General features: G+C 64.6%; 8 protein-coding genes and 1 pseudogene. 6 read left to right on the top strand and 3 right to left on the bottom strand.

All coding sequences use genetic code 11. The annotated features are described in order from the left end of the window. The 5 genes from AC13CR_RS11855 to AC13CR_RS11875 are packed head-to-tail and all read left to right on the top strand — an operon-like array spanning position 1 to position 6,327. Positions 1–1,569: an NADH-quinone oxidoreductase subunit M gene (locus AC13CR_RS11855; RefSeq protein WP_292957468.1), complete on the top strand. Its 1,569-nt coding sequence runs from the start codon at positions 1–3 to the stop codon at positions 1,567–1,569. A gap of 10 nt (positions 1,570–1,579) precedes the next feature. Further along, entirely contained in the window at positions 1,580–3,112 is a 1,533-nt protein-coding gene (nuoN, locus tag AC13CR_RS11860; RefSeq protein WP_292957471.1) for an NADH-quinone oxidoreductase subunit NuoN, read from the top strand. After that, the gene (locus tag AC13CR_RS11865; protein ID WP_446235432.1) at positions 3,105–3,875 is read left to right on the top strand and encodes a biotin--[acetyl-CoA-carboxylase] ligase; all 771 of its coding nucleotides are present in this window, start codon (positions 3,105–3,107) and stop codon (positions 3,873–3,875) included. Before nuoN ends, AC13CR_RS11865 begins: the two co-directional genes overlap by 8 nt. Before the next feature lie 3 nt (positions 3,876–3,878). After that, on the top strand, positions 3,879–4,658 hold the full coding sequence (locus AC13CR_RS11870) for a type III pantothenate kinase (RefSeq protein ID WP_292957477.1): 780 nt from the start codon (positions 3,879–3,881) through the stop codon (positions 4,656–4,658). Then, a complete protein-coding gene (locus tag AC13CR_RS11875) occupies positions 4,651–6,327 on the top strand; it encodes a ribonuclease J (RefSeq protein WP_292979127.1) in 1,677 nt (558 codons plus the stop codon). The genes AC13CR_RS11870 and AC13CR_RS11875 overlap by 8 nt, the downstream gene beginning before the upstream one ends. Before the next feature lie 127 nt (positions 6,328–6,454). Here the strand turns inward: AC13CR_RS11875 and AC13CR_RS11880 are convergent, their stop codons facing one another. The 3 genes from AC13CR_RS11880 to AC13CR_RS11890 form a co-directional block, all read right to left on the bottom strand. Next, positions 6,455–6,844, bottom strand: a complete 390-nt coding sequence (locus tag AC13CR_RS11880) for a helix-turn-helix domain-containing protein (protein ID WP_292953726.1) — start codon at positions 6,842–6,844, stop codon at positions 6,455–6,457. Further along, a complete protein-coding gene (locus AC13CR_RS11885; protein ID WP_446236530.1) occupies positions 6,841–7,269 on the bottom strand; it encodes a phage virion morphogenesis protein in 429 nt (142 codons plus the stop codon). The genes AC13CR_RS11880 and AC13CR_RS11885 overlap by 4 nt, the downstream gene beginning before the upstream one ends. Positions 7,270–7,389: 120 nt before the next feature. Beyond that, on the bottom strand, positions 7,390–7,596 hold the full coding sequence (locus tag AC13CR_RS11890) for a phage protease (RefSeq protein ID WP_446236529.1): 207 nt from the start codon (positions 7,594–7,596) through the stop codon (positions 7,390–7,392). Between AC13CR_RS11890 and AC13CR_RS11895 the strand changes: the two are divergent. Continuing rightward, positions 7,592–7,731: pseudogene (locus tag AC13CR_RS11895) on the top strand (DDE-type integrase/transposase/recombinase); the annotation flags it as partial. The gene AC13CR_RS11890 and the pseudogene AC13CR_RS11895 overlap by 5 nt on opposite strands.

Below are 7,731 nucleotides of genomic sequence, written 5' to 3' on the forward strand. Positions count from 1 at the left end.
ATGACGAACCTTCTTTCGATCATCACCTTCCTGCCCATCGTCGCGGCAGCGATCCTGGCCCTGTTCCTGCGCGGCGACGACCCCGCCTCGCGGAAGAACGCGAAATGGCTGGCGCTGATCGCCACCTCTGCGACCTTCCTGATCTCGCTGTTCCTGCTGGCGGGGTTCGATTCCGGCGATACCGGCTTCCAGTTCGTCGAGGATCACGCCTGGATCATGGGCCTGCGCTACAAGATGGGTGTCGACGGCATCTCGATCCTGTTCGTGCTGCTGACCACCTTCCTGATGCCGCTGACGATCCTGTCCACCTGGGAGGTCGAGACCCGCGTCAAGGAATACATGATCGCCTTCCTGGTGCTGGAGGGATTGATGATCGGCGTCTTCACGGCGCTGGATCTGATCCTGTTCTACCTGTTCTTCGAGGCCGGGCTGATCCCGATGTTCCTGATCATCGGCATCTGGGGCGGCGCGAACCGCATCTATGCGGCCTTCAAGTTCTTTCTCTATACCTTCCTGGGCTCGGTGCTGATGCTGGTCGCGATGATCGCGATGATCCGCACCGCCGGCACCACCGACATCGCGCAACTGCTGCAATTCGACTTTCCCTCGCAGACCACGCGCGTGCTGGGCTTTACCGTGGTCGGCGGGATGCAGACGCTGCTGTTTCTGGCCTTCTTCGCCAGTTTCGCGGTCAAGCTGCCGATGTGGCCGGTCCATACCTGGCTGCCCGACGCGCATGTTCAGGCGCCCACCGCCGGTTCCGTGGTTCTGGCCGCCGTGCTGCTGAAGATGGGCGGCTACGGGTTCTTGCGCTTTTCGCTGCCGATGTTTCCGGTGGCGTCGCAGATGCTGCAGCCTCTGGTCTTCTGGCTGTCGGCCATTGCCATCGTCTATACCTCGCTGGTGGCGCTGGCGCAGACCGACATGAAGAAGCTGATCGCCTATTCCTCGGTCGCCCATATGGGCTATGTCACCATCGGCACCTTCGCGGCCAACCAGCAGGGGCTGGATGGCGCGATCTTCCAGATGCTGTCGCACGGCTTCATCTCGGGCGCGCTGTTCCTGTGCGTGGGCGTGATCTACGACCGGATGCACACGCGCGAGATCGACGCCTATGGCGGTCTGGTGAACCGGATGCCGAAATATGCGCTGATCTTCATGTTCTTCACCCTGGCCAATGTCGGCCTGCCGGGCACCTCGGGCTTCGTGGGCGAATTCCTGACCCTGATGGGCGCGTTCAAGGCCAATACCTGGGTCGCCTTCGTGGCCACGACCGGGGTGATCCTGTCGGCGGCCTATGCGTTGTGGCTGTATCGCCGCGTCACGCTGGGCGCGCTGATCAAGGAAAGTCTGAAGACCATCGGCGACATGACCCCGCGCGAGCGCTGGATCTTCGCGCCGCTTGTCGCCATGACACTGCTTCTGGGTGTCTATCCGCGGCTGGTCACGGACATCACCGGCCCCGCCGTCGAGGCGCTGCTGGTCAGCTACAACGATGCCCTGCCGCAAGAGCCGCGCGACGGGCTGGCCGTGACCGCGCAGGCGGAACCGGCCGAAGCCAGCCAGTGAGGGACGCAAGATGACCGCGCTTGATATCTCGACCATCCTGCCCGAGCTTTTGCTGGCGATCTATGCGATGGCCGCGCTGATGGCCGGCGCATGGTTCGGCAAGGACGATCTGGCCAAGGCGATACTCTGGGCCAGTGTCGCGGCCCTGCTGATCGCGGGCTTCTTCATCGGCTTCTCGAACCGGCCGGACGGCACCGCCTTCTTCGGCATGTTCCGCGACGATGCCTTCGCCCGCTTCGCCAAGGTCACATTGCTGGTCTCGGCCGCCGCTGTCCTGGCGATGAGCGTCGATTACATGGGTCGGCACGGGCTGATGCGGTTCGAATACCCGATCCTGATCGTGCTGGCCGCGACGGGAATGATGGTGATGGTCTCGGCCGGGGACCTGCTGTCGCTGTATATGGGGCTGGAGCTGCAATCGCTGTCGCTCTATGTCGTGGCCGCGATGCGCCGCGAAAGCGCCAAGTCCTCGGAGGCGGGGCTGAAATATTTCGTTCTGGGCGCGCTCAGTTCCGGGATGCTGCTCTATGGTGCCTCGCTGGTCTACGGTTTCTCGGGGACCACCAATTTCGACGGCATCTTCGCCACGATCGGCGCGGGCCAGATGTCGCTGGGCCTGCTGTTCGGCCTGGTCTTCCTGCTGGTCGGCCTGGCGTTCAAGGTCTCGGCGGTGCCGTTCCACATGTGGACGCCCGATGTCTACGAGGGCGCGCCGACGCCGGTGACGGCCTTCTTCGCCACCGCGCCCAAGATCGCCGCCATGGCGCTGATCGCCCGGCTGATGTTCGGCGCCTTCGGCAACGTCCCCGGCGATTGGGGCCAGATCATCGCCGCGCTGGCGGTGATGTCGATGTTCCTGGGTTCGATCGCCGGGATCGGACAGCGCAACATCAAGCGGCTGATGGCCTATTCCTCGATCGCGCATATGGGCTTTGCGCTGGTCGGGCTGGCGGCCGGAACCGCCTATGGCGTGCAGGCGATGCTGATCTACATGGCGATCTATGCGGTGATGAACGTGGGCACCTTCGCCTTCATCCTGTCGATGGAGCGCGAGGGCCGTCCGGTCGTGATGCTGGACAGCCTGAACCGTTTCGCCGCGACCGAGCCGCTCAAGGCCTTCGCGGTGCTGTTCCTGATGTTCAGCCTTGCCGGCGTGCCGCCGTTTCTGGGTTTCTTCGCCAAATACGGAGTTCTGTCGGCGGCGGTGCAATCGGGGATGAGTTGGCTGGCCGTCGCGGGCGTCGTCGCCTCGGTGATCGGGGCGTTCTATTACCTGCGCATCGTCTATTACATGTTCTTCGGGGCCGAAAACGAGGGCGTGGAAAGCCGCATGGGGCTGGTGCAGTTCACGGCGCTGGTCGTGCCTGCCGCAATGCTGCTGCTGGGCGCGGTGACGATGCTGGGCGTGGACAATGCTGCCGCCACCGCCGCGCAATCGCTGGTCGGGACCGAGGTGACCGATCCCGGCGTCGGCGAGGGGGGGCCGGTCGTGTCCGGCGAAGGGCCAGCCGATCCGACACCAACCGAGCCTGCGGGTGACTGACGTCATCATTCCCTCCGCATGGCCAAGGGACGTGGCCCGGCATGTTCTGGACCGCGTTGACAGCACCAATGCCGAGGCGATGCGGCTTGCGGACCGGATCGCCGGTCCGGCCTGGATCATGGCGCGTCGGCAAGAGGCCGGGCGCGGCAGGCGGGGCAGGGCCTGGACCGACCCTCCGGGAAATTTCGCGGCAACCCTGCTGATCCGGCCCCAGGGCGGGCCCGCGGACGCCGCGCGACTGTCCTTTGTCGCGGCCCTGGCGGTGCATGATGCGCTGATGACCCTCTGCGGGCCGCAACTGAACCTTTCACTGAAATGGCCCAATGACCTGCTGCTGAACGGCGGCAAATTGTCGGGGATCCTGCTGGAAAGCGCCGGCTCGGGGCGTCAGGTGACCGCGCTGGCCATCGGCATCGGCGTCAATCTGGCCTGCGCCCCCGAGATTGCGGCCGACCAGTCCATCCGGCCCGTCAGCCTGAAGGGCGAGACCGGCCTTGCCGTCACCCCGGACGAATTGCTGGACGCGCTGGCAATCGCCTTCGACCATCGGCAGCGGCAGATGCGCGATCACGGCTTCGGGCCGATCCGCGCCGCCTGGCTGGCCCGCGCCGCGCGGCTGGGCGAGACGATCACCGCCCGCACAGGCGGGACCGAAACGACCGGCGTTTTCGAGGGCATCGACGAGACCGGCGCGCTGATCCTCTCGACGCCGCGTGGACGCAAGGCGATTCCCGCCGCCGACATCTATTTCGGCGGGGCGTAAGCCATGCTTCTGTGCATCGATACCGGCAATACGAACACGGTCTTCTCGATCTGGGATGGCGGCAGGTTTCTGGCACATTGGCGCATCGCGACCGATCACCGGCGCACGGCGGACGAGTATTTCGTCTGGCTGTCCACGCTGATCGAGGTGCAGAAATTCAGGCTGGAAATCGACGCCTGCATCATCAGCGCGACCGCGCCGCGCGTGGTCTTCAATCTGCGCGTCCTGTGCAATCGCTATTTCGATACGAGGCCGCTGGTCGTGGGCAAGCCCGACTGCCTGCTGCCGGTTCAGCCCCGCGTCGATGTCGGCACGACGGTCGGCCCCGACCGCCTGGTCAACACCGTTGCCGGGTTCGACCGCCACGGCCCCGACCTGATCGTGGTCGATTTCGGCACCGCGACGACCTTCGACGTGGTCGATGTGGACGGCGCCTATATCGGCGGTGTCATCGCACCCGGCGTGAACCTGTCGCTGGAGGCTCTGCACATGGCCGCCGCCGCGCTGCCGCATGTCGATGTCACCATGCCGGCGAAGGTGATCGGCACGAATACCGTCGCCTGTATTCAGTCGGGTGTCTTCTGGGGCTATATCGGTCTGGTGCAGGGGATCGTCGGCCAGATACGTGCGGAACGCGACCGTCCGATGAAGGTTATCGCGACGGGGGGGCTTGCGCCGCTGTTCGATCAGGGGTTTGACCTCTTCGACGCGATCGAGGACGATCTGACGATGCACGGTCTGCGTCTCATTCACGATTACAACAAGGAGGCGGGCCATGGCTGAACGTCTGATCTATCTGCCGCTGGGCGGCGCCGGCGAAATCGGCATGAACGCCTATGTCTACGGCTATGGTGCGCCGGGCAAGGAACGGCTGATCCTTGTCGATCTCGGGGTGACCTTCGGCGATATGGACAGCAGTCCCGGCATCGACCTGATCATGCCCGATCTGACCTGGCTCGAACAGAACCGCGACCGGCTGGAGGCGATCTTCGTCACCCACGGCCACGAGGATCACATCGGTGCCCTGGGCCATCTTTGGTCGCGTCTGGACGTGCCGATCTACGCCCGCCAGTTCACCGGCACGCTGTGCCGCCTGAAACTGGAAGAGCAGGGACTGCCGGGCGAGGCCGTGAACATCACCGGCCCCCGTCCCGAAGTCACGCAGGTCGGTCCCTTCACCGTGCAATTCGTGCCGGTCAGCCATTCGATCCCCGAAAGCGCGGCGCTGATCATCGACACGCCGGCGGGACGGATCGTGCATACCGGCGACTTCAAGCTGGACGGCACACCGGTCGTGGGCGATTCCTTCGATCCGATCCTGTGGCATGACGTCGCCAGCGAGGGGCAGGGGATCAAGGTTCTGACCTGCGATTCGACCAATGTCTTCTCGACCCATCCCGGCCGGTCCGAGGCGCTGCTGGCCAACCCGATCCTGGAATGGGTGATGGCGCAGAAGAACATGGTGGTGGCCACGACATTTGCCAGCAACATCGCGCGGCTCAAGACCCTGTCCGAGGCCGCGATCGCGTCGGGGCGAAAGGTCTGCCTGCTGGGTCGGGCGATGCGGCGAATGGTTTCGGTCGGACTGGAAACCGGCGTCCTGACCGATTTTCCCGATACGATCGGCCCCGACGAGGCCGCGAACCTGTCGCGCGACAAGGTGATGCTGATCGTTACCGGTTCACAGGGCGAACGCCGCGCCGCCAGCGCGCAATTGTCGCGCGGCCGCTATCTGGGCCTGTCGCTGAAAGACGGTGACAGCTTCCTGTTCAGTTCAAAGACCATTCCGGGCAATGAACGCGCCGTCGGCCGGATCATGAACGCGCTCAGCGAGTCGGGCGTCAATGTCTATGACGCCGATGACGGGCTGTTCCATGTCTCGGGCCACGCCAACCGCCCCGATATCGAGGCGCTGCACGATCTGCTGAAGCCCGAGATCGTGATTCCAATGCATGGCGAGCATCTGCACCTGCGCGAACACATGCTGCTGGCGCGCGACAAGGGCCTTGGCTCGACGATCGCGGTAAACGGCACGATGCTCGATCTGACGGGCGAGCGGCCGAAAGTGGTCGATCAGGTCGAGACGGGGCGGCTCTATCTTGACGGCACGGTGCTGATCGGGGCGATGGACGGGATCGTGCGCGACCGGATCCGCATGGCGCTGAATGGACATGCCCTGGTCAGCGTCATCGTGGACGAGGATGACAATGCGTTGCCCGATGCCTGGGTCGAACTGATGGGCCTGCCCGGCCGCACCCGCAGCGGCGACGATCTGGCGCGGCATATCGAGGGCGAACTGGCCGATTTCCTGGAAGGCGCCGATGCGCGCGTGGTCCGCGACGATGCCAAGATGGACGAGGCATTGCGCAAGATCACCCGCCAGGTGGCGATGGAAGAGATCGGCAAGAAGCCCGAGGTAACGGTCATCATCAGCCGCCTCATGGCCGACTGAGCCGCGCGGGCCGCTATTGTGTAACTATTAATTCTGGCATGTAACCAATTATTCTAGCGTTTGATGTGCGAAGACCCATGAATTTCTCGCGCTTATCCGATATCGTCAGGGGCCGTCGCAAGATGTGTCAGCGGCGTTTCTGCGCCCAATGGTGGACGGTGGCGTGGCTGATGTGGCGCTCGGGCGGGAAGTGTTCGGCGATGGCGGCGGCGATCTGATGATAGGTCAGCCGGTCGAGGCGGGCGAGGATGAAGGCTTGCAATTCGGGGTCGGTGTCGATGATCGGCGGGCGGCCTGAGCGGTGGGCGCGGCGGCGTTCGGTCGGCGGCACATCGCATGCCGGAAGTTGTGACAGGGAATGTTGCAGGGCCGCGCCGCGCAGCCGTTCAAGAGAGGTTTCAAGCCGGGAGAGCGTGCCGCGCAGGACCGATAATTCGGCAAGGGCGGTGTCGATCCCGGACAGATCGTCGGCCGTCACGCGGCCCTGACCGGGCGATTGAACGGGCGCGCCCGTCACAGAACGTCTTCCATGCCGGCGACCACCAGCCGCTCGATCTCGTCGCGGTTCTCGCCGGAGAAGCCGAGATATGGACGCGCCGGCGTGCCGTCACCGCCGGACTGATGAACCGCGCCATAGACCAGGTTGGTGCCGATGGCCACTTCATCGCCGCGCAGCTGCCAGCCGATACTGTCCCGAAGGTGGCCCTCGTTTTCCAGAAGCGAATGTCCGCCAGAGCGTGACCGCGCATAGTCCAGCGACCAGGGTGCCCAGGACCCACCGTCAGGTGCCCGCTTCTCGCTGTCGATACGGTGAACGGTCTGGCTTTTGATCACTGCGCCGATGGCTGCGAGGATGCCGCGAATCTGGCTGTCGTTCAGCCGCGCCAATGCGGCGCGCGCCTCGCTGGCGTCAATATCGGTCGTGACAGCGGCTCCGCTCATGACTTTCTCCTTTTCAGATCACCGCCCCGCATCGGCCCTCGACCGGGACAGAGAAGCCCGAACCGTTGCGGGGCGGTGGCTGTGCGGCCCGTCATCGCTACCCAACCGGGCCGCACATTCCTATTTCAGATCTGTGGGCGTCAGGCCGAGCTGTTCGCAGATCGCCCGTTCATCGGCGCTGGCCGGTCTACGTCCTTGCGCCTCGTGGCCGACATCGTGCAAGCGGCTCGGGCGACGAAGGTGAGCATAGGCCGGCGTGGAGGTCGCGATGAAACTGTCGAATCTCGCTTCGTCCTGGGTGCAGAGGGCGACGGCCCAATCGCGCATCGTCGGTTGGCGAGTGAGCCGCACTGCCAACGCCGGCTTTGTTCTGGATGCTTTGGAACAAGCCATCCACCAACGCAGGCCAGCGCAGGACCAACTGGTGCACCACTCGGACCGCGGATCGCAATATCTGTCGAT

It is taken from the genome of Paracoccus sp. L-17 (assembly GCF_056857655.1).